This is a genomic window from Acinetobacter pseudolwoffii, from assembly GCF_002803605.1.
GTDB classification, from domain to species: Bacteria; Pseudomonadota; Gammaproteobacteria; order Pseudomonadales; family Moraxellaceae; genus Acinetobacter; species Acinetobacter pseudolwoffii.
Genome location: NZ_PHRG01000002.1, coordinates 367103 through 392918, shown reverse-complemented (window position 1 = coordinate 392918; position 25816 = coordinate 367103). Strand labels below are relative to the sequence as shown.

General features: G+C 45.1%; 19 protein-coding genes and 8 tRNA genes. 17 read left to right on the top strand and 10 right to left on the bottom strand.

Features of this window, described 5'->3' with window-relative positions:
* Positions 1–72 precede the first annotated feature (72 nt).
* The 3 genes from CWI32_RS06590 to CWI32_RS06580 are packed head-to-tail and all read right to left on the bottom strand — an operon-like array spanning position 73 to position 5031.
* Positions 73–3180, bottom strand: coding sequence for an efflux RND transporter permease subunit (locus tag CWI32_RS06590; RefSeq protein WP_100534905.1), 3108 nt, complete (start codon positions 3178–3180; stop codon positions 73–75).
* A gap of 24 nt (positions 3181–3204) precedes the next feature.
* Entirely contained in the window at positions 3205–4332 is a 1128-nt protein-coding gene (locus tag CWI32_RS06585; RefSeq protein WP_100534904.1) for an efflux RND transporter periplasmic adaptor subunit, read from the bottom strand.
* A gap of 51 nt (positions 4333–4383) precedes the next feature.
* The gene (locus tag CWI32_RS06580) at positions 4384–5031 is read right to left on the bottom strand and encodes a hypothetical protein (protein WP_100534903.1); all 648 of its coding nucleotides are present in this window, start codon (positions 5029–5031) and stop codon (positions 4384–4386) included.
* A 286-nt stretch (positions 5032–5317) separates the two neighbouring features.
* Between CWI32_RS06580 and pilG the strand changes: the two genes are divergently transcribed.
* The 6 genes from pilG to CWI32_RS06550 all read left to right on the top strand — a co-directional run bounded on the left by pilG (position 5318) and on the right by CWI32_RS06550 (position 13832).
* Complete coding sequence (pilG, locus tag CWI32_RS06575) at positions 5318–5701, top strand: twitching motility response regulator PilG (protein WP_005097851.1); 384 nt, start codon at positions 5318–5320, stop codon at positions 5699–5701.
* 25 nt (positions 5702–5726) lie between these two features.
* Positions 5727–6095, top strand: coding sequence for a response regulator (locus CWI32_RS06570; protein WP_005097847.1), 369 nt, complete (start codon positions 5727–5729; stop codon positions 6093–6095).
* Positions 6096–6100: 5 nt separating this feature from the next.
* Positions 6101–6637, top strand: a complete 537-nt coding sequence (locus CWI32_RS06565; protein ID WP_100534902.1) for a chemotaxis protein CheW — start codon at positions 6101–6103, stop codon at positions 6635–6637.
* A 46-nt stretch (positions 6638–6683) separates the two neighbouring features.
* Positions 6684–8756, top strand: coding sequence for a methyl-accepting chemotaxis protein (locus CWI32_RS06560; protein ID WP_100534901.1), 2073 nt, complete (start codon positions 6684–6686; stop codon positions 8754–8756).
* Positions 8757–8924: 168 nt separating this feature from the next.
* A complete protein-coding gene (locus tag CWI32_RS06555) occupies positions 8925–13370 on the top strand; it encodes a hybrid sensor histidine kinase/response regulator (RefSeq protein WP_100534900.1) in 4446 nt (1481 codons plus the stop codon).
* A 3-nt stretch (positions 13371–13373) separates the two neighbouring features.
* Positions 13374–13832, top strand: coding sequence for a hypothetical protein (locus tag CWI32_RS06550; protein ID WP_005097843.1), 459 nt, complete (start codon positions 13374–13376; stop codon positions 13830–13832).
* Between the two features lie 65 nt (positions 13833–13897).
* Here CWI32_RS06550 and dapE read toward each other — a convergent pair whose 3' ends face one another.
* The 3 genes from dapE to CWI32_RS06535 all read right to left on the bottom strand — a co-directional run bounded on the left by dapE (position 13898) and on the right by CWI32_RS06535 (position 16296).
* Positions 13898–15034, bottom strand: a complete 1137-nt coding sequence (dapE, locus tag CWI32_RS06545) for a succinyl-diaminopimelate desuccinylase (protein WP_100534899.1) — start codon at positions 15032–15034, stop codon at positions 13898–13900.
* Positions 15035–15155: 121 nt separating this feature from the next.
* On the bottom strand, positions 15156–15308 hold the full coding sequence (locus CWI32_RS06540) for an entericidin A/B family lipoprotein (protein WP_004280704.1): 153 nt from the start codon (positions 15306–15308) through the stop codon (positions 15156–15158).
* Positions 15309–15420: 112 nt separating this feature from the next.
* Complete coding sequence (locus CWI32_RS06535) at positions 15421–16296, bottom strand: DUF1853 family protein (protein ID WP_100534898.1); 876 nt, start codon at positions 16294–16296, stop codon at positions 15421–15423.
* 87 nt (positions 16297–16383) lie between these two features.
* Between CWI32_RS06535 and CWI32_RS06530 the strand changes: the two genes are divergently transcribed.
* The 11 genes from CWI32_RS06530 (at position 16384) to CWI32_RS06480 (ending at position 19301) form a co-directional block, all read left to right on the top strand.
* A complete protein-coding gene (locus tag CWI32_RS06530) occupies positions 16384–16842 on the top strand; it encodes a YbaN family protein (protein WP_100534897.1) in 459 nt (152 codons plus the stop codon).
* Positions 16839–17372: a cell wall-recycling L,D-carboxypeptidase ElsL gene (elsL, locus tag CWI32_RS06525; RefSeq protein ID WP_005097834.1), complete on the top strand. Its 534-nt coding sequence runs from the start codon at positions 16839–16841 to the stop codon at positions 17370–17372. The genes CWI32_RS06530 and elsL overlap by 4 nt, the downstream gene beginning before the upstream one ends.
* A gap of 496 nt (positions 17373–17868) precedes the next feature.
* Positions 17869–17944 (top strand) — tRNA-Val (locus CWI32_RS06520).
* Between the two features lie 28 nt (positions 17945–17972).
* Positions 17973–18049 (top strand) — tRNA-Asp (locus CWI32_RS06515).
* Positions 18050–18097: 48 nt separating this feature from the next.
* A tRNA-Asp gene (locus tag CWI32_RS06510) sits at positions 18098–18174 on the top strand.
* Between the two features lie 21 nt (positions 18175–18195).
* Positions 18196–18271 (top strand) — tRNA-Val (locus CWI32_RS06505).
* Between the two features lie 14 nt (positions 18272–18285).
* A tRNA-Asp gene (locus CWI32_RS06500) sits at positions 18286–18362 on the top strand.
* A 70-nt stretch (positions 18363–18432) separates the two neighbouring features.
* Positions 18433–18508: transfer RNA gene (locus tag CWI32_RS06495), tRNA-Val, on the top strand.
* An 11-nt stretch (positions 18509–18519) separates the two neighbouring features.
* Positions 18520–18596, top strand: a tRNA-Asp gene (locus tag CWI32_RS06490).
* 99 nt (positions 18597–18695) lie between these two features.
* Positions 18696–18771, top strand: a tRNA-Val gene (locus CWI32_RS06485).
* Between the two features lie 71 nt (positions 18772–18842).
* Positions 18843–19301 (top strand): DUF2750 domain-containing protein, encoded by a 459-nt coding sequence (locus CWI32_RS06480; RefSeq protein WP_005097833.1) that lies wholly within the window; start codon positions 18843–18845, stop codon positions 19299–19301.
* 24 nt (positions 19302–19325) lie between these two features.
* On the opposite strand, the gene CWI32_RS06475 is transcribed toward CWI32_RS06480, so the two are convergent.
* From CWI32_RS06475 to yccS, 4 genes are all read right to left on the bottom strand, one after another.
* On the bottom strand, positions 19326–20120 hold the full coding sequence (locus CWI32_RS06475; RefSeq protein WP_100534896.1) for a YdcF family protein: 795 nt from the start codon (positions 20118–20120) through the stop codon (positions 19326–19328).
* A gap of 95 nt (positions 20121–20215) precedes the next feature.
* Complete coding sequence (locus tag CWI32_RS06470) at positions 20216–22795, bottom strand: PepSY domain-containing protein (RefSeq protein WP_167381267.1); 2580 nt, start codon at positions 22793–22795, stop codon at positions 20216–20218.
* 170 nt (positions 22796–22965) lie between these two features.
* A complete protein-coding gene (locus CWI32_RS06465; protein ID WP_005169724.1) occupies positions 22966–23526 on the bottom strand; it encodes a YcxB family protein in 561 nt (186 codons plus the stop codon).
* Between the two features lie 85 nt (positions 23527–23611).
* A complete protein-coding gene (gene yccS, locus CWI32_RS06460; protein WP_074383432.1) occupies positions 23612–25786 on the bottom strand; it encodes a YccS family putative transporter in 2175 nt (724 codons plus the stop codon).
* Positions 25787–25816 lie beyond the last annotated feature (30 nt).

Sequence of the window (25816 nt, the reverse complement as noted above, 5' to 3'; positions counted from 1 at the left end):
GTTAAAGCAGAGATTATACAATAAAAAATGAGATGAGCATTTGGGAATGTCACCTCATTGTGTTGCATTAAATTATGCCATGATTTTACGCATCTGACGCAGCATAAAATTCTTAAAGTCATCCAGGTAGGTAAAGATCACGGGGACAACCACCAAAGTGAGCAGGGTTGAGGTGATCACCCCGCCAATCACGGCATGGGCCATCGGCGCACTTTGTTCACCGCCTTCACCCAGCCCTAAGGATAAGGGCACCATACCCATGACCATGGCGCTGGTGGTCATTAAAATGGGACGCAGTCGGGTTTTCCCCGCGGCAATAATCGCATCATAACGCTCTTCACCGCGATCCATGGCTTTTTTAATAAAGTCGATCAGCAGAATCGCATTCTTGGTCACCAGTCCCATCAGCATGATAATCCCGATAATCGAAAACAGGTTCATGGTGGAATTAAACAGGAACAGCGCCAGGAACACACCAATCAAGGATAATGGCAAGGAGGCCATAATCGCCGCAGGATGGATAAAGCTATTAAACTGTGAACCCAGCACAATGTAGATAAACACAATCGACAGGGTGATGGCGGTCAGGGCATAGCCTGCGGATTCTGCCATATCAGCATTTGAACCTTGGGTATCAAAGCTATAACCTGGCGGCATATCAAAATTGGCTTGTAGCCGGCTGATATCCGTGCCGATATCTCCTGTAGGACGACCAGCGGTATTGGCTTCTATCAGAACTTCACGTGCCAGATCACGGCGGTTAATTTGTGAAGCACCGAGTTTTTCTTCAAACTTGGCCACACTCGAAAGTGGAATCAGAATCGGCTGATGATTGGCATCGGTTTTATTTGAAGTGATATACATGTTCTGTAAATCACGTGGCAAGCTGCGCTGGTCTTCCGTCAGGCGCAAATTCACATCATAAGTTTCGCCTTTTTCATCCTGCCAGGTGGTGACATCATCACCGGCAATCAGTGGACGAACCACATTGGCAATCTGATTCACGGATAATCCTAAATCACTGGCCAAGACACGATTGATCTGCACGCCGAGTGTCGGCTTGGGTTCTTTCAGTGAGGTTTCCAAATCGACAATACCGTCAATCTTGGCAATCTCTGTCATAAAACGATCGGAAATTTTTTGCAGTTCATCCAGGTCGGGGCCCTTGATCGAGATCATAATTGGCTTTTGACCACCCGAAACGGTTTCATCGGCAGATGCAACCGAGGTAATACTGATCCCGGCAACCGATTGCAGGCGTTGTCGAAACTCATTGTTGAGCTCGGTCAGGCTTTTTTCGCGTTCGATCCGTGGTGTCACGGTCACTCGCAGGCTGACGTGGTTTTTACCACGGTCAGTTACACCATTAATTACGCCATAAGTTGCTTTAACATCAGGGTGTTGACGGATAATCTGATCGACTTGTTGCAGTTTGGCTTGTGAGTATTCAAGCGAAGAATCTACCGGTGTTTCAAACTTAATGCGGATTTCGCCTTTGTCAGGAACCGGTACAAATTCGGTGCCAATCAGTTTCGATAATCCCAAGGCACCAAATAATGAAGCTACGGCAATCATTAAGGTAATGAATCTGAAGCGCAGCGCCAGTTTGAGCAGCTTTTCATAGACATGGCTTAAATTGTCCAGCTTGCCAGAAATCCAGCTAAAGAAACGTTTCACCCGTCCGGGTCTTTTATTTGGATCTTTTTTCTTTTCGGCCCAATGTGCAGAAAGCATCGGATCTAAAGTAAAACTAACAAACATCGAAATCAGCACAGCCACACTAACTGTAACCCCGAACTGATAAAAGAAACGACCAATAATCCCGCCCATAAAGGCCACCGGCAGAAATACGGCGACAATGGTCAGGGTAGTGGCCAGAACAGCTAAACCAATTTCTTTAGTGCCATCCAGTGCGGCAGTCACATGATCTTTACCCATGTCGGCATGCCGGACAATATTCTCACGGACCACAATCGCATCATCAATTAACAGGCCAATACTCAAGGATAGCGCCAGCAAGGTCATCATGTTGATACTGAAGCCAAAGGCCCAGATGAAGGTCAAAGTACCTAATAAGGCGATCGGCAAAGTCAAACCGGTAATCACAGTGGAGCGGAATGAACCGAGGAATAGCAGAACAATCAGTACGGCAAGTACCGCACCTTCAATAATGGTGCGGGCTACATCGCCAATGGTGCCGCGGATACTTTTGGAAGAATCCACCACAACCTGCAAGGTCGTCCCCTGAGGAAGCTGGGTCTCGATATTTTCTAAAATTTTGTAAGTTCTATCGACGACCTCAATCACGTTAGAGTCCGAGCTACGCAGGATATCAATCGCAACTGCGGTTTTGCCATTTAAAAAGGCGGCAGATTCTAGTTCTGCCTGACTGTCTTGGATCTCTGCGACTTGTCTCAGGAAAATTGGTACGCCATTTTTATTGGCGATGATGAGATCGCCGAAGGCCAGCGGATGCAGCACTTTGGAATTGATCTCAATCACCAGTTCCGAGTTGCCAGATTTGAGTGTGCCGCCTGGAACTTCAATATTTTCAGCCTTTAAGGTATTGATGACACTGTCTACACCAAGGCTAAAAGCTTGCAGTTTTTGCGGTTCTACCTGAATCCGGATCTGGCGCTGTGCATCGCCGAGTAAATTCACCGTTCCCACGCCGGCAACGGTGCGCAGTTGGGGTACAATCCGCTGATCCAGATAAGAACTGAGTGCTTTGATATCCATGTTATTGGATTCAAATACGATCGACATGACCGCATTGGCGGTTGGATCATAACGTTCGACAATCGGATCCTGAATTTCATCACGAAATTCAGCAGTTACCGAGGCAATTTTATCCCGTACATCCTGAGCGGCCGTGGTAGAAGGTACGTCCAGATTAAACTCAGTGGTGATCATCGACAGGCCTTCACTGGACTGTGAAATCACCTGTTTTAAACCAGAAATGGTATTGATCTGATCTTCGAGTTTCTTGGTTATTTCTGACTCGACCGTTTCTGGAGAAGCGCCCGGGTAGTTGGTATACACCACCACAAAGGGAAAATCGACATCGGGAAATTCTTCAACGCCCATCCGCTGCCAGGAAGCCAGTCCCAATACCATCAGACAGAACATCATCATGATGGTGAAAACTGGATACTTCACACTAATTCGGGTAAACCACATGTCAATGATCCTGTGTGAGGCGCTTTAGTTCGAGCGAAGTGTGACAGTTTTTTGTAGATCGGCTTCGCTAAATTTAATTCGGCTGACCCGATCGGTGCTTTCCAATCCTTTGACCACCGCAATATTGTCGTTATAGCGCTGTTCCAGTACCTGCACATTGACCTTGATAAGTTTATTCTGACGAATCACCCAGACATAGGGTTTGTTCTGGATATCTTGCAGCGTATCTAGGGGAATAATCTGCCCACTGATTTGGCGTGAACTCAAAATATTGCCTTCTACAAAGGAACCGATACTTAAAGAAGGAATCATTTCATTCGGTGTAGCAAAGAATTCGATCTGGCGACTGGCCTGATCGGCGATCGGGGAAATCCGGCTCATCACTGCAGTGAGCCGATTGGGATTGCCTTGAATGCTGTATTCGACTTGACTGCCTAGCCTTAAGTTTGATTGTAGGTCACTAGGCACGCGTGCCTGAATTTCCAGCTGTTTAGGATCGACAATTTCAAACAGGGTTTGTCCAATCGCCACGGTTTGGCCAGGTTCCACCTGACGCTGGGTAATCACGCCACTGATCGGACTGGTCATGGTTCCGTCACGATCTGCTTTCTCGGCAATATCGACATTGGCTTGCTGGGCACGTACATTTTCCAGCTGTGCCTGATAATCGACCTGACTCTGTTCATATTCTACTTTTGAAATAAAGCCCTGATCGAGCAGACGCTTTTTACGTTGCATCATGTTTCGAGCCTGATTGGCCTGAGCTTGGGTAGAGGCCAGATTGGCACGTGCCTGTGCCAGTCGGGCAGCATTGTCCTGATTGTTTAGCCGTACCAGCACCTGACCTTTGGAGACGGTCTGACCGACTTGGGCATTGACACTGGTGGCGGTGGCAGACACCTGTGCCTGAATACTGCTTTGATTGACAGCCCGAATCGTGCCGGTAAACGCTGTTTTTTGAACTGAGTTGCCGGACTGTACTGCAATCAGGTCTTGAGGAATGACTTCAATGGATTTGGGTGTTTCGGCTTGCTGTACGGGTTCATTTTTATCACAAGCCACTAATAACATATTTAAGCAAAGTGCACTCATGATTAGGATAGAGCGCGGAGAAGGCATATTTAAACCATGAGCATGTGGTGCAGTTTGCATAAGAGTCCTTACAGCTTATTGTGGTTTAAAACCAAAACAAGCTATCTGTATTTATTCAAGTGCTTTTAAACGGGCGATAATTTTGTCGTATTCTGCTTCCAGATTTCGATAGCGACTTTGTAAAGATTGAATATTTTCTTTTTGGGAAATGAGATTTTTATGATTATTCTCAAGTGTGGTTTTCAGGTGTGCCGGTGGAGCCTTACCTTTACGTAAATATTCACGTTCTTGGCGTACAAACATCACTCGATCTTTTTGCAATTGCTTCATTTGTTCTTGCTGAAAATCAATTTGCTTTTTTAACTGTAGCAGACTGTCATTTTTTTTCTGTAAGGCGGTCTGACTATTGTTGTACGCTCGCTTCATTCTATTGTCTTCAGCGATCCGCTTGGCCTGTTGAGCACGTTGGGGAGCCTGTCTGATATCGGCTTCGGCATTATAAGGACGAGCACGTTTAATGACCTGCATATTCTGGTCAAGCGCTTCATAACCGTAACGGATATGATTGGGCGTCACATTAGTGCTGATATTGGCCACGCCTTTACTATCATAATAGCGGTACCAAGTGGCCTTTTGCTGGATTTGGTTATTGTTGGCACAAGCTAAGGTCACCTGTAATAGTAACAGCACAGCAACAATGAATTGACCAGTCATTTTATTTTTATCAATGACAGCAAGTTTTTCTGAAAACTGACCCATCATTGGCTCCCTAAATTTAAAGTTGACTAAATTACTTATTTTAAAGTAATAATCTTGTTATATTAGACTTAAATTTACGAATTAAAAACTACCGTTAGTCAAAAAAAAAACATCGGCGTGGGTAAAATGTGAAGCTGTTGTTAAAAATAACTGATTTTGTCTACTTGTGTAGAAAATGTTCGTTGATAATACAAGTGACTTTATGTTAAAAATGTTTATCGATCGTAATAAAATAATCCTATGAGCCTTATGGCATATAGTTTCTAAAATGGGAAGGGTTAAACAAATGGACGATAAATTCCAAAATCTAAAAGTGATGGTGATTGATGACTCAAAGACCATTCGTCGTACCGCTGAAACTCTTCTTCAACGCGAAGGTTATGAAGTCATTACTGCGGTAGATGGTTTTGAAGCTTTATCAAAAATTGCTGAAGCAAATCCAGATATCGTGTTTGTAGATATCATGATGCCGCGTCTAGATGGCTACCAGACCTGTGCGTTAATTAAAAATTCTCAGAATTACCAGAATATTCCTGTGATTATGCTGTCTAGTAAAGACGGCTTGTTTGATCAGGCCAAAGGTCGTGTCGTGGGTTCAGATGAATACCTGACCAAACCTTTTAGTAAAGATGAATTGCTGAATGCAATCCGTAACCATATTAGTGCTTAACATTTGATTTTTTTGGGGAATTGGCATGGCACGTATCCTAATTGTGGATGACTCACCGACAGAAACTTTTCGCTTTAGAGAAATTCTTTCTAAACATGGCTTTGAGGTGATTGAAGCAGCCAATGGGGCAGATGGCGTCACCATGGCACAGGCTGAATTGCCGGATCTGGTCCTGATGGACGTCGTGATGCCGGGTGTGAATGGCTTTCAGGCAACCCGCCAGATTGCGCGTGGGGCAACCACCAAACACATTCCAATTGTGATTGTAAGTACCAAGGATCAGGCCACTGACCGCGTATGGGGCAAGCGTCAGGGTGCAGCAGATTATTTAACCAAGCCAGTAGATGAAAAACAATTAATAGAAGTAATTAAGCAACACCTCAATGCAGGATAAGCTCTATGGCAGCAAATGGATTTATCGAATTACTTCGCATTGCGAAACGGGGAAATAAAAACTACGTTTCGAATGACAATGAAGTGAACCGATGGTCAGGCATTGCTTTTGAGATGATGGGGCAATATTTTGTTGCCCCGCTGGGGGAAGTATCAGAAGTGATTTATCCCCCAAAATATACGCCGGTACCCAAGACACAAGCATGGGTGTTGGGTCTGGCGAATATCCGGGGAAGACTGTTATCAGTTTCTGATCTGACTCAATACGTATCAGGGCATAGCAGTCAGTTTTCACCGACTCAAAAAGTATTGTGCATCAACCATAATGACCAGTATGTCGGTTTGGTCGTAGATCAAGTTTTGGGTATACAACATTTCAATAAGAAGAGTTTCTTTTCGAAGAAATCTGAACTGGATAAAAACTTACAAGAATACTGTCAAGGATTTTTCCATCAGCACAACCAGCAGTGGCATGTGTTCTTATTCAGTCGTCTGTTGCAAAATCCAAACTTTATGAACGCATCTATAAAATTTATAAATTAAATGTCGCGCACGAAAGTGATCAAGGCGTCAACCGGGGAGAGGCTGCATGGGCTTTAAACTTAAAAAGAAAAATACAGGGGAAAGCACCAGCCGTAAAGGCGGTAATGCTTTTTTCGCCAAGATTCAATCACAAATAGATCAGTTATCACGTGTATTTGGTGATAGTGAAAAGTCAAAACCGCTGATTTATGGGGCAGCAGGCTGTCTGTTGGCCGCGCTGATCACTTTATTGTATCTTTTCTATAGTGTGCCACGTGCCAACGAACTCACTCAGAGCCTGGGTGATTTGCGTCTCCTCTCGCAAACGATTTCGCGCCAAGCAACTGAAGCAACGGCTTCGGGTACACCAGAGTCAATGAAAAACCTGACTGACTCGCAAAAATCCTTTGCCGAGAACCTGGAAACCGTTAAAAGTATCCATTCAGATAATGAGGCACTTCAGGCTGTAGATAAGCAGTGGACAGAAGTCTCTAGCGGTATTGACCTGATTGCTTCGCAACAGAAAATCATTAACCAGTTATATGACACCAACATTGCAATTGGTGAAGCCATTCCGGGGATTCAGGCAGAATATAACCTGATGGTCGACCAGATGGCGCGTCAAGATATGCCATCGAACCAGGTAGTGATTGCCAAGAACCAGGTATTTATCGCAGAACGTATTTTACGTTCCATCAGTCTGGTACTGACCGGTAGTGACGGTTCTCGTGAATCGGCAGATGACTTTAGTGCCGATACCGAAACTTTCGGTGCTTATTTAAATGCACAACTGAATGGTTCTGCTGAACTGGGTGTACAGCGTATTGCTGATCCGGCCATGCGTGAATCTCTAGAAGGCATCAAGGCTGAATATGATGATGTACTGGAATCAGCATCTGCGATTATTCTGAAAAACTCCACTGACATTGTAAAAGTTCGTCAGGCGGCTGCATCTATTTTTGCTCAATCTGATGTACTTTTAGATAACCTGAACAAATTATCAGGTAACTCGGGTCTTAAAACCATTATTCCAGCAGTATTGCTGATTGCATTATTAGTGGGTTTCCTGCTTTGTGTATTCAGACTGCTGTCGCTACGAGGCGTTTCCGATAAACAGCGTGTAGGCCGTTTACAAGAAGAATATGACCGTAACCAGAACGCGATTTTACGTTTACTTGACGAGATCGCCGATCTTGCAGATGGTGACTTGCGTTCATACGCAACCGTATCGGAAGACTTTACCGGTGCGATTGCCGACTCGATTAACTTTGCAATCGACCAGTTACGTGACCTGGTATCGCGTATTACTGAAACTTCACAAGAAGTTGCGCAATATACCGCAACCACACAGGGCATTACCAACCAGTTGGCTGAAGCTTCTGAACATCAGGCTCAGGAAATTGCCGGTGCTTCTGCGGCAATTAACGAAATGGCCATGTCGATTGATCAGGTATCTGCCAACGCCGATGAATCTGCTGTGGTAGCAGACCGTTCGGTACAAATTGCTGCAAATGGTGCGGATGTCGTACAACGCTCGATTGAGGGGATGGACACGATTCGTGAACAGATTCAGGAAACCTCAAAACGTATTAAACGTCTGGGTGAATCTTCTCAGGAAATTGGTAACATCGTTGCCTTGATTAACGATATTGCCGACCAAACCAACATTTTGGCATTGAACGCAGCCATTCAGGCGTCGATGGCGGGTGAAGCCGGTCGTGGTTTCGCAGTTGTAGCTGATGAAGTACAGCGTCTTGCAGAACGTTCTGCGTCTGCAACCAAGCAGATTGAAGGCCTGGTAAAAACCATTCAGACCGATACCAACGAAGCGGTTATTTCGATGGAGCAAACTACAGCCGAGGTTGTACGTGGTGCGAACTTGTCTAAAGATGCCGGTGTGGCACTGGATGAGATTCAAACCGTATCGAATAACCTGGCGAAACTGATTGCGAACATTTCTGATGCAGCGAAACTGCAGTCTGCATCTGCAGGTCATATTGCGACCACGATGAACGTCGTACAGGAAATTACTTCGCAAACCACCAGTGCCACCTTCGATACAGCACGTTCGGTATCTGAACTGGCAAATATGGCCGATGCATTACGTGAATCTGTAGCTGACTTTAAACTACCAGAATAAAGTTAGAGATGATGGGGAGAATGTGCCTTAATTACGATTGAGGCACATTCAAAAAATACAGATAAAGCCTCGACAAGATGTACTTAACCTCAAACGTTAGGTATTGCGTGACGGTCACAATTAAGTTTGAGCGCCCTTCTTGGCGGCATAACGTAAGAAGCATAAGCTATGAAAGAAATATTAAAAAATTTAGTTGAAACGACAACGCTTCCTGAAGATAGTTATCTTGATCAAGATGCAGAAATTCTTGAAATTTTTGTTGAGGAAATCGAAGAAATCTTCGTTGAGTTAAATGCTTTATTTCCAGAATGGCTGGTCAATCCAGATCATCAGGAAAATCTGAAGACCATTCGCCGTCATTTTCATACCCTGAAAGGTTCAGGTCGTATGGTGGGTGCAAAATCGGCAGGGGAAATGGCCTGGGCAGTTGAAGATACCCTGAACCGGGTCTTGTCCGGTTCAATTCAGCTGACAGCGATGGTGCAAAAATTTGCCCAAGCGGTACTGAATGTCTATCAATATGCTTTATATCCAAAATTCAAACATGTACAGGAATTGGATCTCGACCTGCGTCCAATGCTGCTGTTGGGACAACAATTACAACAAAACCTTTCACCTGAACCTGCGTTAGAAGAATTATTAGCATTGGCCGATCATTTGACTGCCGAAGGTCAGACCACAGGGCTGGAAATTGCAGATCATGACCTAAGTGAATCTGCTGCTATTATCGAAACAGCGCCGGTAGAAGTAGCGGTTCGCACTGATATTGAAGAAACCGTGGCCATCTTCATTGAAGAAGCCGAAGAGCATCTGGAAACGATTGCCACCTTCCTGCGTACTGAAGATGAAAAATCACAAGATTATAATGCCCTGATTCGTGCCATTCACACCTTGCGTGGCAGTTCATCGATGGCGCAGATTGAACAGATTTTTGAAGCCAGCTCTAAAGTTGAACAGTTATTTAAAACCTTGCTACAAGATGAAATAGTCTCGACCTCAAAAGAAACAGCCTTACTGATTCAATATGCCGAATTTATCAGTGACTATGTGCATTTATTAGGTCAGGGGGATACCGAAAAACTAGATGCGGTCTATGCCACTTTTGAAGCAGTCTGGAGTGATTATGGCTTTGCGGTCACTGAATCAGATGCGGTTCAAACCCAAGGTCTGGTGTCCAAACTGGTTGAGCTGGATATTGACCTGTTGCTCGATGCTGAGTTTGAATTCGATAAACGCGCACAAGTCGATTATCCGGAATATATCCAGGCACTGAGTCAACAGGCTGCAGAATTACTGGCGCATACTGATAGCCGCGCGGCCAAAGGAATTCATGAATTCACGGCAGATCTGAAATCGGCTTATGATGCCCTGCTTAAAAAGCCGGTGCTGTTAAACAGCAATTATGCTTATGAACTGTTTGCACAGGCACATCAGGAATTTATTCATTTATTTGATACCCTGGCCGCAGGACAGCGCGTCATTCTGAATGATGACATTCAAAAAACTTTAAGTGAACTGTCGGCATTTGTACAACAGGATCTTGAGATCTTTGCGGAAGATACTGAAACGTCAGGCCTTGAGCCGACCACAGATATTCTCCCAACGGCTGACACCTTAAGCACAGGCAGCGTAGATTTTGCTGCCTTGAGCCAGCGTATTGCAGCCGATCGTCAACAGCGCGAGAGTGCTGAAACCAACCGTGATTTCGATGAAGAATTATTAGGTATCTTTCTGGAAGAAGCCGATGAATTGCTGGCAGGTATTGATGAAGATCTGAATACCTGGAGCAAAAAACAGGATGATACGACTTCACTGAACAATCTGATGCGTCATTTGCATACCTTAAAAGGTGGTGCAAACATGATTGCGGCTTCGCATATCGGTTTGATTGCCCATGAACTGGAAAGTATTTATGAACGGGTGATCCGTCAGCAGATTGCCGTAACACCTGCTTTAATCCAGATTGTCCGTCTGGTACAGGATAACGTGTCCGACCGTATTCAGTCCATTCGAGATGATGGCATTGATTATCCGGCGACAGAAGCGGTGGCAATTTTACAAAATATTCAGGCACTACTTTCTGGGCAAACGTTGGCTGCTGTTGAAAGCACAACTGCTGCATTCAACGTGACCGCGTTAGAGATGCTATCGACTCCTGAAGTGCCATTCGAAGAATCAGTGGCGACAGAACAGCCTGCAACTGATCTGGCTGAAACAGAAAAATTAGTTGAAACCCCTGGATTTACTGAAAATCAAGTTGAACGCTCTGAAGAAGATGAGCTGAAATCAATCGTTGAAGAAACCTTCCTCGAAGAGTCTGAAGAAATTCTGGCCAATGCAGAGAAGCTGCTCAATCAATGGTTTGATCAGCGTAGTGACCGTAGTTTATTACTTCAGTTACAACGTGCTGCCCACAGTATTAAAGGTGGTGCACGCATGATTGAAACTGAAGAGGTGGCCAGCATTGCCTATGAACTGGAAACCACTTTCGAGCAGTTTGCAGTTTATCAATTTAACTCGAATGCCTATGATGGCTTATTGCAGAAAACACTGGCCTGGTTAAAACAGGCAATTTTCCAGCACGACTATAGCGGTTTTGAGCAGCTGCAAAGCAGTCTGAAAAAGATTGCTTATGTGGACGTCACTGCGCAATTGCCTGAGCGTCTGGCAAAAACAGAACATCTGGTGGTCAGCACCGACTTTAGTTTTGTTGAGGGTGATGGTACTGAACCGCCACAGATGATGGGTGAGTGGGCGAATACAGGCAGTAGCGATAGCAATAACGAGATGATTCGTATCTCTGCTGATCTGGTCGAGAAGATGATTGACCTGTCGGGTGAGAACTCGATTAACCGTTCGCGGATCGAGATGGATCTGGGTCAGCTCGGCAATACCCTGAACGAGATGGAACTGGCGATCAAACGACTTGCCGACCAGTTGCGTCGAATGGAAGGCGAGCTGGAATCACAGATTATTGCCAAACATGGTTCAGAAAATTCGCGCTATGCCGACTTCGATCCGCTGGAAATGGACCAGTATTCATCGTTGAACCAGTTATCCAAATCTCTGGCAGAATCAGCATCGGATCTGGTCGATTTCAAGAGCACCTTGGCCGACAAGATTCGTGAAACTGAAGGTCTATTATTACAACAATCGCGTATTCAGGCCGAGATTCAGGAAAGCCTGATGCGTACCCGTCTGGTGCCGTTTGACCGGATGTTGCCGCGTTTACAACGTATTGTGCGTCAAACCTCAACCACCTTGAACCGTCCTGCCGAACTGATTGTGCAGAATACTGAAGGTGAATTGGATCGTAATATTCTGGAACGTCTGGTTACGCCATTTGAACATATGTTGCGTAATGCGATTGACCACGGTCTGGAAGATACCGCAGATCGTCTGGCATTGAACAAGCCGGAAGTGGGTTCTATTGTATTGAACATCAGCCGCCAAGGAACCGATGTCATCGTTTCTTTCAGTGATGATGGCAAGGGGATCGATGCGGAGAAAATTCGTGAGAAAGCCCTCAGTCTGGATCTGATCAAAGCCGACCAGCCGATTGATCAGGATGAAATACTACAATATATCTTCCATCCTGGTTTCACTACCGCAAAAGCAGTCACCCAGATTTCTGGTCGTGGCGTTGGTCTGGACGTGGTACAAAGTGAAATCAAGTTGCTCGGCGGTCATGTTTCGGTCAGCTCGGAACTGGGTAAGGGCACGGTCTTTACGATTCGCGTACCGACGACAGTGGCCGTCAGTGATGCCTTGATGGTGAAAGCGGGCGATCAGCAATATGCAATTTCTCTGGCGCAGATTGACCGAATCGTGCGGATTGCGCCGACCACATTGGAAACTTACTTTAACAGTAAAGATGATTACTTCAAGATTGATGGTGAAAACTACAAGCTGCGTTATCTGTCGGAATTTGTCGGTACTCAGCCGATTCCACGTCTGAATAATGTCGGTCATTCATTGCCGGTGCTTCTGATTAAGGGCAACAGTGGCCAAACCATTGCCTTGCTGGTCGATCAACTGGTGGGTTCACGTGCACAGATTGTGGTGAAACCGATTGGACAGCAGTTTGCCAACATCGGGGTAGTGGCGGGTGCTACGATTCTGGGTGATGGTCAGGTCTGTCTGATTCTCGATGGCCAGAATATTGCGCGTCAGATTCAGGCGACACAGCGTGTGAAACAGATGCATGATCAGCGTGATGGTTCGCGTCATTCTAACGCACGCCGTCTGGTGATGATTGTCGATGACTCGGTGACAGTACGTAAGGTAACTTCGCGTCTGCTTGAACGTCAGGGCTATGACATTGTGACCGCCAAAGATGGTGTAGATGCGATCGAGCAGCTAGAAAATGTCAGACCAGATCTGATGCTGCTGGATATCGAAATGCCACGTATGGATGGTTTTGAAGTCACCAACCTGGTTCGTCACCATGATATTCACCGTGACTTGCCGATTATCATGATTACGTCGCGTACTGGTGAGAAACATCGTGAACGTGCATTCAGTCTGGGCGTGACCCACTATATGGGTAAACCGTTCCAGGAAGCTGAACTGCTGGCCAATATTCAACAATTAATTGCCGAAAAACAGGGGTAATCGATGAGTCAGAGCAATTCGACGAGCAAGATGGCTGATCAGATTAGCCAGCAGGAACTTCAGCATCTGATTACGGTATCGACCGGATTTATTGATGCCTATATTATTGACTGTCATGGCAAAGATCCGATGTTATTGCCACAAAACATTGTGCTGTCAGCGCTGGACAGCAATACCCAGGTCAAGACAGTGGAATGGCATGAAGCACAATTGCCAGTCTATGCCATCAATGAGCCTTCACGTCAACATGGCGTGGCATTGGTGATTGAAGGTGATGAGATCAATCAGCGTTTTGCCCTAATGTGCAATGAAATGCCGAAAACCATCCGGATTCGTATTTCTGAAGTGGTCGATGTCGATCAGCCGGTGAATGATCCTGCCATCTTTCAATATGTACGAATGAATGAACAGCTGTTTCATATTCCGAATATGACGAATATTCAGGCTACAATCGGGCTGTAATGCAAACTATTAAATATCAAAAAGGAACTCCATGGAGTTCCTTTTTTATTGCGTTATGAATTTACTTAATTGGCAAGTAAATTTACCAAAATCTGCTCATAAATTTCAGCCAGTGGCTCCAGATCGGCAATATCAACATGCTCATTGATCTGGTGGATGGTGGCATTTAACACCCCAAGTTCCAGTACCTGTGCGCCTGTAGGTGCAATAAAGCGGCCATCCGAGGTTCCACCAGAAGTAGAAAGCTCGGTTTCAGTGCCTGTGACATTTAGAATAGCGGTTTTAGCTGCATTGACCAGCTCGCCGACCGGGGTCAGAAATGGCAAGCCAGATAAAGTCCAGGAAATATCATAATCCACACCGTGACGATCCAGAATTTCCACAGTATGTGCTTTAAGTTCTTCGGCAGTCACTTCAGTTGAATAACGGAAGTTAAATAGCAGATTCATGCTACCCGGAACAACATTGGTTGCGCCTGTACCCGAATTGATATTGGAAATCTGGAAAGTGGTTGCCGGGAAATATTCATTGCCATGGTCCCAGACGGTGTCACACAGCTCGGCAATCGCTTTAGAGGCGCTATGAATCGGGTTCACTGCCAGATGCGGATATGCCACATGACCTTGTTTGCCTGTTACCGTGAGATTGGCATTTAAAGAACCGCGACGGCCATTCTTGACAATATCCCCCAGTTTATGGGTACTTGACGGTTCACCGACCAGACACCAGGTAATTTTTTCATTACGCGCTTCCAGGGTTTCAATGACCTTGACTGTACCATTAATTGATGGGCCTTCCTCATCTGACGTAATCAGGTAAGCAATTGAACCTTTATGATTTGGGTATTTTTCTACAAAACGTTCTGTCGCTACGATCATAGCTGCCAAAGCCGTTTTCATGTCGGCACTGCCACGACCATAAAGTTTACCTTCACGGATTTCGGGTAAAAATGGATCTGAGTTCCAGTCATCCAGGTTGCCCGTTGGCACCACATCGGTATGGCCAGCGAAACAGAAGACCGGACCTTCTGTGCCTTTGCGTGCCCAGATATTATCGACATCTTCAAAACGCATGGATTCAATATTGAAACCAATCTTTTTTAAACGTTCCGCCATAATATTCTGGCAGTCATGATCAATGGGGGTGACAGAAGGCTGACGTAATAGTTGCAGGCTTAAATCGAGAGTAGCGGAAGAGCTCATGCGGTTTTCAACAGTCGATAATTTTCTCGGCTCTATAATAGGCGAATATCGGCTTGAATGTGAACGATCGATATAAAAAAACCCTATCTGAGATAGGGTTCTATGAGCATTTAAGAAAAAACTAGTTTTGACGGATTTCGTCAGAGGTTTTTTCAGCAGTATTGGTTACCGCATCGCCCGCCTTAGACACGTCTTTGCCCATACCTTTTACGGTGTTACAGCCAGTTAATACAAAAGCCATCATTAATGAAGCAGCAAGAATTTTTTTCATCATCATCTCCGTATAATCAATAATAAAATTATTATGATGTGGAACTTAGAGTAGAAAATATACGCACTAAAAAATATGTGGTTTTCATAGTGCTTCGGTTAATAAATGTAATGCTTTATAGGGGCTTATGTGATGGATACTGGCTTAGTACCGGTTGGCGATACATATAGAAGTCATTGCGATCGATTTTTTTATAGAGACCATCCGTCCACCAGGTCGCAGTCAAACTGCTTGGCTGGGCTTGCGGATAAATCCATTCATGCCGCTGCAGGCGATAGAACGCGTCTTGTGCAGCAGGAATATGCTGTCCCCATAGACCTAGGCGACGCTTGGTATTAATCCAGGTGGGAATAGGCTGGTCAGCATGATGGGGCGGCAGATACAACTGTCCCTTCATCACACAAAAACGTTTTTGAATAGAATGTGCTAAAGCTTCATCAAATTGGAACTGTTTTTGTGTGAAATGGTTCATTTTTCTGATTAAGGTATCGGTGCGGTTCAAACCGTACCAATGCGGCAGACTAAAATCTGCTTCGGCCAGATAATATTTCAGGGCAATTTCCCAGTGTTCAACCAGTCCGGTATCGGTATTAAGGACTAGGAAATCCAGTTCACCCAAGGTTTTTGCACCCTCAATTTGCTGAATACTATGACCGAGTAGCCGATAGGGATGATAAGCATCGTCGAGTAACCAGAACCAGACCAGCATTTCAAAGCGCAGCCCCAAACGCGTGCTTTTCAGTTGCTGCACAAATTCGATTAATTCTTCTGGATGCTGATCGAGAAATTCCAAACGTGGATGATACTGGCTAAGATATTGCTGCCAAGTCTGGCTGTCATGCAGCTCAAAGCGATGTATGAGTTCAAGCTCCTCGGGAATACCGGACAGGATATTCGGACTGCCGACAGCAAATGCCAGTTGCCGTACCAGAGGATGTTGATAACGATGCCATGCTTCTACAAGATTTTGGTTTAAACTGGAAAAAGACATGGTACAACCTGTGAAAAGTGCAGAAATACAACGGACAGTATCGGAAAACGCTTTATACTACCTGAATTCTGCGGTTAGGGTTGATGTATGAAAGTGTTGTTTTGGCGGAGTCTGGTGGTGCTGTTTGTGATCCTGGGCTTTATCGGTGCAATCCTGCCGGGTATGCCAACAACGGTCTTTTTGATTCTGGCTGCTTGGGCGGCATCTAAAGGTTGGTCACAAATGGATAACTGGTTATTGAACCATCCCAAATATGGCTCGACTTTAAGAGATTGGCGGGCACATGGTACTGTACCGCGTAAGGCCAAATGGCTGGCCAGTATCATGATGCTGATCAGCGGGATTATCATGCTGTTTACTACCGCACCCTTGGCAGTAAAAGCCTTTACCAATATCACCATGCTGATTGTGGCCATCTGGTTATGGCGACGTCCTGAACCGGATCAGGTGATGCTTCATCAAGAAACGATTCATCCTGAAAAAACAGAGATAAAGTTAAAGAAAACAGAGTTAAATAAAGTAGATTCAGAGAATAACAAGTCATGAATACCTTGCATCTGGATCAAGCAGATATCCTGATTGATCTCGCCCAACAAAAGCTGTATTTGCCACGTCTAAACAAGCAATATCTGATTTCCACTGGTAAAAATGGCATTGGTGAAACTGAAAATAGTGGCAAGACCCCACGTGGCTGGCACAAGATCGCTGAAAAGTTTGGCCAGAATGCACCTTTAAACAGTGTATTTATTGCACGTCAGGCGACGGGTGAAATTTATGATGCTGAACTGGCAGCAGAGTTTCCGCAACGTGACTGGATCTTGACCCGTATTTTATGGTTGAGTGGGCTTGAAGCCGGTTTTAATCAAGGCGAGGGCTGCGATACCTATCAACGTTATATCTATATTCATGGCACGCCAGAAACAGAAATGATGGGAGAGCCACTTTCTCATGGCTGTATTCGTATGCGTAATCTGGAGGTCGCTGAACTCTTTGACCTGGTGGGTGAGAATGCCTTGGTGTATATCTCGGAACATGCATTAGATTCAAAAATGCTGAAGGGTGTGCATACTGAATAATGAATCGATCTTTAATGTCATGTGAAAATGATTTTGTTTTTACGGGCGGGATGAGATGATTTAATACAGTTTAAGACATTTATTAATCTGATCCAGATCCTATTTTTACAGCATGAAACGGGTTGAATCATCGTCTAAAGCTAAACTTTATCGCTATTTTTCACATAAAAATAAATGACAGTTGAAAGATTACATGAACACAACGCCGAGTAATTTTAAAGCTTTGTATAATTCTTGATCGGAACTAAAGCATACTGCCTGAGTGAGTCTGAAATCTCGCAAGAGAAGACAGGAAATTTTGTTGTGATTTTCATTTTGGAAATTAAAAAATTTCGGTAGAGACTTAAAAAATAAACAAAAAGTGTTGTTTTTTTTAACAAACAACCTATTTTTTAATCACTCACACCTAAAAAGTGGAAAACATTCCGAAAAGCGTTTGACAGGCTGTGCAGATTCTCTATAATGCACCCATCAAACGATGATAGACGTTTAGAAAGGGCGCTTAGCTCAGTTGGTAGAGCGTCTGCCTTACAAGCAGAATGTCGGCGGTTCGATCCCGTCAGCGCCCACCAAGCTCTTTCATGTTGAGACCTTATAGTTGCAGCGGTAGTTCAGTTGGTTAGAATACCGGCCTGTCACGCCGGGGGTCGCGGGTTCGAGCCCCGTCCGCTGCGCCACTTTAAGATCTTGATTCTCGTTTGCCACAATAGCGACATTGTGTAAATGCAGCGGTAGTTCAGTTGGTTAGAATATCGGCCTGTCACGCCGAGGGTCGCGGGTTCGAGTCCCGTCCGCTGCGCCATTTATACGATAGACCTTTTGAGGGCGCTTAGCTCAGTTGGTAGAGCGTCTGCCTTACAAGCAGAATGTCGGCGGTTCGATCCCGTCAGCGCCCACCATAATCTTTTGCGATGCAGCGGTAGTTCAGTTGGTTAGAATACCGGCCTGTCACGCCGGGGGTCGCGGGTTCGAGCCCCGTCCGCTGCGCCATTTCAAAAGAAATTAAATTTAGGTCCCTGAGCTTAAATTTGATTAAACTAAAGATTGACACTCTTTATCAGGGCGCTTAGCTCAGTTGGTAGAGCGTCTGCCTTACAAGCAGAATGTCGGCGGTTCGATCCCGTCAGCGCCCACCAATTCTTACGATGCAGCGGTAGTTCAGTTGGTTAGAATACCGGCCTGTCACGCCGGGGGTCGCGGGTTCGAGCCCCGTCCGCTGCGCCATCCTAAGATGAGAAGCTTGGATTCCTGAGATCTGAGTGTTCAATATACCAAGACATTCCTTGTCTTGCGTCATTAAAAACAACGCTGTTGTTTCTCTCAGGGCGCTTAGCTCAGTTGGTAGAGCGTCTGCCTTACAAGCAGAATGTCGGCGGTTCGATCCCGTCAGCGCCCACCATATCTTTCTTGCCTAAACACTGAACATTTCATAGAATTTGAAGTCTATAATAATTTGAAGGTTTCACGACGATGAGAAATCCATATCAGCGCAAGGCAGCGACCAAATCTCAAACTACATACGACCCCCAACACCTTTATAAACAGTATATTGAATCGATTGTCGCGAATGCCGGCATTTTTGCGCTTTATCAGGATGGCTGGGCTTTGTGTGCGACCCCTACTGGACAGCGTGCATTTGCTTGCTGGCACAGTAAAGGTCTGGCTCGTCTGCTGATTAAAGACAATTGGGTGAATTACGATATTCAGGAAATTGGTCTCAAGGATTTTGTAGAGAAAGTGATTCCGTTTTTACGTCAGGAAAGTACCATTGTGTCTCTTGATCTGACGCCAGAAGGGCAGAATATTCTGGTGGCACCGGAAAAATTATTACTGGATATCAAAAATTATCTGTATCAGATCTATGTGCAAAAGCCGGAACTTTTTAAAAATCCGGATATGCCTTTGCCAAGACACATTCGTTTAAATTAATTTTCTTGTTGTTAAATAGCTTGTTTATTGGAACAGTGAATATTCATTCAGCAGCCAGCCATTAATCAACGCAAAATATTCACGTAGCCATGAATGGTAGCGAGCATTCTGAGGAGTGCTGGCACTCAGACTGATCACTTGCTGATAGCCCTGATGTCTGGCAATGGCACGGGCACGCGGGCTATGAAAATCGTTGGTCACAATCACAATAGGCTCATTTCGATCAATATTCTGTTGTTGCAAGATCGCCTGAGAATATTGCAGGTTCTGTTGGGTGCTTCTGCTTTGATCTTCTACGCGAATCGGGTTTTTGAGCTGCGGATAGGTCATATGAATATAATGTTGCATGACTTCAGCTTCGCTTTGTCTTTCCCGGAAATTTCGTCCCCCGGTCATAATCATCAACGTATCTGGATATTGTTCTGCATATTTTGCTGCAGTATCCAGACGATTTTTTAAGATGGGTGAGGGTTGACCCTGGTTAATCCCACTACCTAATACCAGAATCGCTGTAGCCGGTTGTGCAGGAATATTTGAGTTAATCGACATCTGGATATAAGCGAAGAAAGCCGCGACACTGATGATCCAGAATAAAAATCCGCCCCAGAGACTGTTCCAGAACAATGTTCTGAGTCGAGAATTTTGTTTCCAGCGCTGAATAGATGAAAAAAGCAGGGCATACAGGATCAGTGCCACAGCAATGATGATAGACAGCATGATACCAAAATGCCTTTGATCCTGATTCAGTAACCAGACGCTATTGATACAGAGGATCAAGCCAAAGATCAGACTGAGACTTCGTTTAAGTTGATTGAACATCCAAGTTTCCTTTTTTCTTATTCATATTTTTATTATTACTTTTGTATTTTCAAAAACCGGGCTATTGCGCCCGGTTTTTAGTATATCAGTTCATCTTAATATACATCACGGCGATAACGGCCATCCAGACGTAATTGATCGAGCAGCGTTTCACCAAGTATCTCGGTCAGGGCCTGATCGACATCACTGGCCATGCCATTGATGCTACCACAGACATAAATCACTGCGCCTTGGGCAACCCAGGTTTTCAGCTCTTCAGCCTGTTCCCGTAATTTATGATGCACATAGACTTTTTCCTGCTGGTCACGAGAGAACGCAAGATCCAGCCGTTTCAGGGTTCCCATTTGCAACCAGGCCTGAATGGTTTCTGCAAAGAAAAAATCATGTTCACGCTGACGTTCACCGAAGATCAGCCAGTTTTGGGTGTATTCCTGACGGTTACGGGAGCTGAGCAGACTCATTAAACCAGCAATACCGGTACCATTCCCAATACAAATGATCGGACGGTTATCATCAATCAGGTGGAACGATTCGTTGCTGCGAATGCGTAGCGCAATCGGTGCATTGAGTGCGGCATGCTGGGTTAACCAGCCTGAACCCAGACCTAGATTTCCATTCGCATCAGCTTGCTGACGTACCACCAGACGCAGGACTTGCTGACTTGGAATGCTGGCAATCGAGTATTCACGTGATGCCAAAGCCGGTAATTGCTTGAGGAGCTGATCCATTGAATCAAAAGGTTCTGCCTGAGTCAGATCACGATCCCAAAGCGCGCGCTCAATGCTTTGCTGCATAGAAGGCACTTGTGTGCCGGCAGCAATATTGTGTTGTTGCATAAATGCCTGAATACGTTCCGGACTGTTAGCTGGCTGAATCTCGGCAATATCACCTGCTTGCCAGATTGCTTCATGCTCAGGAATCAGTTCGATATTAAAGGCAGGAGCACCCAGACTACCTGGATTGAGGATTTCACGTTGAGTCAGTGTCCACTGATCAAAGGTTTTATCGATACCCATGGCTTGCAGTTCAAGGCGAGTTACTTGTGCCAGTGCAGTATTCCATTGCTGGATGTGCTCATTATTGGCATTATCCACTTCAATGGTAGTGAATAACTGCTGGGCACCATTTTGCTGCAACCACTGGTCAATACGGTGACCAAAACTGCAATAGCTATCCGGATATTCTTGAGAACCGAGCGCCAACACCGCATAATTTAAATGCCGCAAATCAGCTTTGCCAGACAGGATTTTTTTCTCAAAAGAAGAGGCCAGATCAGGTGCTTCACCTGTGCCATAAGTACTGGCAACAAATAATACCTGCTCAGTTTGCTGTAAATCGGCAAGCGTCAGTTGTTGTACCGCTTTTACTGTTGCCGGTTGACGTGCTTCCTGCAGGGCAGTTGCTGTACGCCAAGCCAGTTGTTCTGAGACACCTGTTTGTGAGGCATACGCGATGAGCCACGGTTTGGAATTTTCATCTAGGTTTACTAAAGTCGCACCCTGACGTGCTGCCAGCGTTAAGCGCTTCTGTTTACGACGTTTCAGATACAGCATCCAGCCTGTCACAAAGAATAATGGCATTAACAAGGCTGCGACCATGGCAAAGAACTGGTAGATCGGGCCGAAGAAGCTGCCACGATGCACCGGTAACATGCTGCTCATGATCTTTTCATTGAGCTTTTTATCTTCATAGAGCTCAACTTCTGTAAATTCGGCTGTCTGGTAATTATAAGTGGCACTGTTCCGCGCACGTTCATGTTGGGCAACCGGATCGACAAAGCTGAGCTGCATGCTGCCGTCGGGTTTTTTGGGAAGATTAAAGGTTACTGTGGAATATTTATCTGAAAATTCAGTATTAAAGCCAGTCCAGCTCAAATCTAGCGCGCGGCTAATCTGTTCTGGATTCATGCCTTCTTCGCGTCCTTCACCACGTGGGCCGCGTTCGCCACCTTGACGTCCTTCACCACGATTATTGCCCGCATTGGCTTGCATGGTAGGCTGTGGACGTTCAACGCCGAGAACTTTAAACATCCCGCTACGCCACCAGTCATAGGACCAGTACAGACCAGTACAAGCCAGAATCAGGTAGAAAATCACCACCCAGGTTCCCACAACAGCATGCAGATCCCAGATAAAATTACGGCCTTTCAGCTTGGGTTTTACAAAGAACCATTGCTTGATCGAATGACGTTTTGGCCAGCGCAGGTAAAGACCGGACAAGACGAAAAAAATCAGCATTAAAGTACAAGCACCGGTAATCTGTTTGCCGACCGGGCCAACCGTTAAATTACGATGCAGTTGCTGAATAAACTGGAAAAATTCTCGACCCTTAATCTCAGGCAAAACTTCGGCAGTATAGGGATTGATCAGGATGTTATGACCACGCCGTGCTCCCTCTTTGGCAATATTTACAGTACTTGAAGCACTTGGATCTTGTGCCACGCTAATACTGTTAATCTTCATCTCAGGAGTGGTATTTTGAAAATGCTGATACAGCTGAGCAGGCGTAAGTTTGTCACCTTGCTGAACCTGAACCGTATAACTGTCGTTATTTATCCATTTTAAGATTTGTTGTTCATAGGAATAAATTGCGCCAGTGACGCCCATCAAAGAGAGGATTAAACCTGCTGTAATCCCCAGAAACCAGTGGATTTGGAAAAATGTTTTTTTAAACATGGTCGTCAGATTAAGGGTGAGCTTTATAAAAGTGGGCAAATTATAACTGAACTTTAATACTGAATTATAGGTGTTGAGGATAATATTTATTCTCATTATCATTTATTGTTTTAGGATTAAAAAAACCTCCATGCCGGGGCAGGAGGTTTTTTGTTGAAACGTGTACAAGTTTAGATTTGTTTGGCTGCGCCAACTTCTGCTTCTAGATGCTTACGAATCGTGTTAAAAGAAAAGTTTTTGCTGTCCAGACGTTTAGGCAGGATATAAGCACCTTGCTGGCCTTTTACCTTGAAATTGACCAACATGAATTCTGGTGTGTTGTACCATTCATAAATGTCTTTCCAGCTGATCGCACCCACACCTTCCTGCATGCCCATTTTCTGACGCATGATGATGCCGTGCGGTTGTACGCCCAGACGAACACCTTTGATTTCCTGTACCGGAAATTCATTCATCTTGCGTTTAACATACCATTCCAGACCAAAGGTACGGATCAGGTAATACAACACCACACAGGCAATCGCCACCCAGCAGAACACGGTTGAATAGTTCTTGAGAAGCAGAAGGCCCAGAATAGAAAGTGCAACAACAGCACCCATGATCAGCCATGCTTTCATGCCAATTTTATTGGTACTACGCCAGATCACCAGCTGAGCATGACGCTGCTCGGCTTCTGAAATTTCATAGTTCACAGGCTGTAGGGTATAAGCGTATAAATTTTTCGCGGTCATAGTGAAACTAGCAGATTTAAAACTGTAAAAAGTTTAGCATTAATTGTACCAATTCAGTGAGTATATTGTTCCAAAATCATCCAAATTATAATGAACCGAGTTCTGTTGCCTGTTCATCACGCTCATGACTCAAACTTTGTTTCAATTGGCTCAACTGGTTTAAAATACTGAACATTAAAGACAGCTGCTGCAAAATGATCAGAGATTTCTGATCTTGTTCCTGATCATGTGACAGGCGCTGACGAATATGGACGATCATATTTTGCGCCCTTAAATCGGGCGTTTCGTCTCGTAATAATGCACCGCGAATGTTCTCTAATGCATTATCCAGTAAATTCAGAATGTCCTGATCCTCAATTCTTCCCCGGTGCGCACCCAGCGCGGCGATATAACTGATAAAGGTATGGTTCAGACACAGGAACTCAAAGGCCAGCGATTTTTGTACCGGATCAATATCCGGTTCAGTGGCCAGGGTCGAAATGAGTGAAGCCACCTCTGCATCGGTATTGTGGGCAGCACGGCGCACAATCCGATATTTCAGGCCATTATTACGCCCCGATTTATATTGCTCGATCACTTCACTTAAATAGTCCGCTTCTGCCTGCAAGCTGCGTTTGATACTGCGCGGCAAACGTCTGAACTTCCAGTCCGGGAAAATAAAGCTGACCCCGAACCAGGCAATGGCACAGCCAATCAGGGTATCAATCATCCGCGGGATAGCCGCAGCAAAGCCCATACCATCCAGATTGAAGTTGATCAAGGCAAGAATCGTGATAAAGGCCGTGGCTTGGGCATACTGTTTACTACGCAATTCAAAGAACAAGATCCCGCTGAACACCAGCAGTAATAATTGTCCTTCGACAGAAGGTACAAAATATAAAATGGCATAACCGAAAATAATACCGACCAAGGTACCGACAATCCGCAGACGTAAACGCCGCTTGGTGGCGTTAAAGTTTGGCTGGCTGACAAACAGTGCAGTTAATAAAATCCAGTAACCATATTCAATATTGCTGACCTGTACAAAGATATAGCTGATCAGCAGCACAATCGACAGGCGGATGGCATGCCGGAACAGCACCGATTCTGGAGTGAGATGCTGTTTAATTCGAACCTTGATGTCGTCCCAGCCTTTCAGGTCATCATCTCTGAGCTGGTTTTCAATATGTTTAAAACGCTCGGCTTTGATACTTTGCTCGGTTTCCAGGTTACGTAACTGGGCATCAATCGATTTCAGGTTCTGAAATAGTGAAAATAAAGCATTAATCCAGACCTGATCATAATGCTGATCCTGACGTAATTTCTCCAGAGACAGCCGAAGATTGTCAAAAGCATGCTTGAAGCGTTTGTTATGTACATAAGGCTTGCGCAGCAGCAAACTTTCACTCAGGTCCTTGCAGGCTTTGCCCTGAATCGACATGATGCGCTGAAAGCGGAACAGGATGTCGCTGTGCTGGAAAATCTTGGCCAGTTTCTGATAATCAATATGGGCTGAATCGGCACGTTCATGAATATCCTGCGCCACAAAATAATATTGCAGACTGCGACGGGTATCTTTTTGCCCACGGTCGCCTTTTAGACGGGTCAAGAGCGCCGTTTTCATTTCGTTAAAAATGGCAATCAGTTTGCCATTTTCAAGAGAAAGATCAATCATGCTCTGCTGATAACTGGTCGGGGTCATGTCCACATCAAACAGATTGGACTTGGCATATAAAAAGTCACCAAGCGAAGCATAAGAGGTGGCAAGCTTGTCTTGTGCCAACCGGGCAGGGAAGACCAGGAAACTGAGTGTCGACAGAATGCCGTACCACATCGCACCGATGACCAGCAAGCCGGCCTGCTTATACCATTCATCGAACAGTTCGACACCCAGCATGGCATAGACGGAAACCACCAGACAGCCATAAGAAATTGTGGCATAGCGCCTGCCAAGGGAGCCAAGCAGAATCAGGCCAATACAAGAAACAATCAAGGCCAAGGCGAACAGCGGCGGATAAGGATAGAGCAGATAAACGCCAACCGCAGTAATAAAGAAACCCATGTAGGTATACAGCAGATTGAGAATACGCACCGAAAAGCGGTCATCAATATCGCTTAAACCGGCTGCGACCACACCTAAAGTCAGGGGAATCGTCATCAATTGTTGCCCCATAAAATAGGGAACAAAGGCGGTACCTGCAAATGCCGTCATCATACGCAGGTTATACATCAAGGTCGTATTATAGGTGGTTTGCTTGAGACGAGTGAGCCAAGATTTCAAAGGTCGTCCTTTATACTGCAGTCTTACAGG